Below are 1,612 nucleotides of genomic sequence, written 5' to 3' on the forward strand. Positions count from 1 at the left end.
TGATAGTCAGATAGGTGGCTTAAAATATAAGCTTGTTCCCCGCGGTCATAGGTAGAATTTAAGGCAATGCCCCGTCCTAATCCCATCCGTTGTAATTGACTGACTTGGTCTTGCATCAGGGAAATCAAGGGCGAAATAATCAATGTTACACCAGATTCATTATATTGGTTGATTTGGTATATTAAAGATTTACCTCCACCAGTTGGTAAAATGGCCACCACGTTTTCCTGTCGGTCTAAAGCCTCTAAACTCGCCAATTGCCCGGGTTTAAATGTTTGGTAACCTGTCACTTCTTCCAGGCGTTTATGCCAATCTGTCATCATGGGCTCCTTTCTGGTAGACGATATGCCAATACCGATATAACCAATAATCTTTCTCGCCGAATCTCGCTTTAAAGGATTCGTAATTCTCATCTGGCTCTTGGCTTACAAGGGGTGAAATGTCTTTCAAATTAAGTTCTTCAACCACAATTGGTTGAATTATCCAAGGAAAACTCAAGGTAATTTCTATGATGTGTTCTGTTATGGTAGATAATTTTAACCGTCTTCTATCAGCAATTTTTTGAAGTGACCAACCTTGGTTGATTAAATTTAAAGTATCTTGCGTGGTTTGATTCCAAATTGGGAATTGGTTAAAAACCCCTTGGGCAAAAATTTGCAGCCATTGTGTTTCTGCCCCTAAAGTATGACCACTTACCCAATTTTGATAGATTTGATCCATCAAGGCCTGTTGGGTAATGACAACTGCCCGCTTCGAAATCTGATGATTTTCTGCTACTTGTTCAAGGGTTTGTGCCGGTAATTTGGCGCCTTCAAACTGTTCTAAGAAAATGAGGGCTGCCTGGTCTGGGAAGGCAGATAGTTCCTTAGCGAGTTGCTGGTGAAGGCTTTTGGTTATGGCCTGTAAGCCAGCTTGGGGCGCGTCTGCACTTTTGCCCATTGAAATAAAATCTTTGATCAGCTGTTGAACTTCTAAATCCTGGACGATTGGGCTATAGTGCGGGTTTTCGGCCTGAATATTGGATAGGACTTGCAGCAATAATTTGAAGGCTAAGTGGTGCTTGTGGTGGTGACTTGGGATAATCAGACCGTTTCGTTTTTGAATGATGTCATCAACTAACAAATGCATATAATTGATTTGATCGTTTTGGCGGAAGATAGCTTCCACCGAGATATATTCAGCTACATTTTGGGTATAGGACATCCATGCGTCTTTTGCAAGTTTTGGATAAAGACCGAAATAGGCAGTTAAATTGTTTGAAAATGCAAAAAAAAGTGTTGTGGCTGTTCGCTTGCCAATCAACACTTGATATACGGAATTCGGGGGTAGGGCTTGGACTTTAAAAGCAATCGCCATTAATAAAGTATCCAATCCTATCCCTCCAACGTTCCTACTATTTTTTTCCCGACATGATTCTCTGGGTCTATCATACCAGAAAATTAACAATGCTTCACTTTTAATGGTGTGAATATTCGCGCGTACCGAATCGATTGACTAGGGTTGGTAGGGTTTGAACTAGGACGAAATGTGCTAGAAGGGAAACCAATACCCCTTTGAACAAGTTGAATGGGATGATACCCGCAAGGATATATGTTTGCATGTTACCTACATC

The 1,612-nt window shown here is 41.1% G+C and carries 2 protein-coding genes; both read right to left on the bottom strand.

The features are described from left to right. The coding region (locus ACRCJ0_RS13685; protein ID WP_431390781.1) for a DEAD/DEAH box helicase at positions 1 to 323 on the bottom strand (323 nt) is incomplete at its 3' end. Beyond that, a complete protein-coding gene (locus ACRCJ0_RS13690) occupies positions 304 to 1,371 on the bottom strand; it encodes a helix-turn-helix domain-containing protein (protein ID WP_418148434.1) in 1,068 nt (355 codons plus the stop codon). The genes ACRCJ0_RS13685 and ACRCJ0_RS13690, both read right to left, overlap by 20 nt. Between the last annotated feature and the right edge of the window lie 241 nt (positions 1,372 to 1,612).

The organism is Aerococcus sp. L_32 (assembly GCF_050689315.1).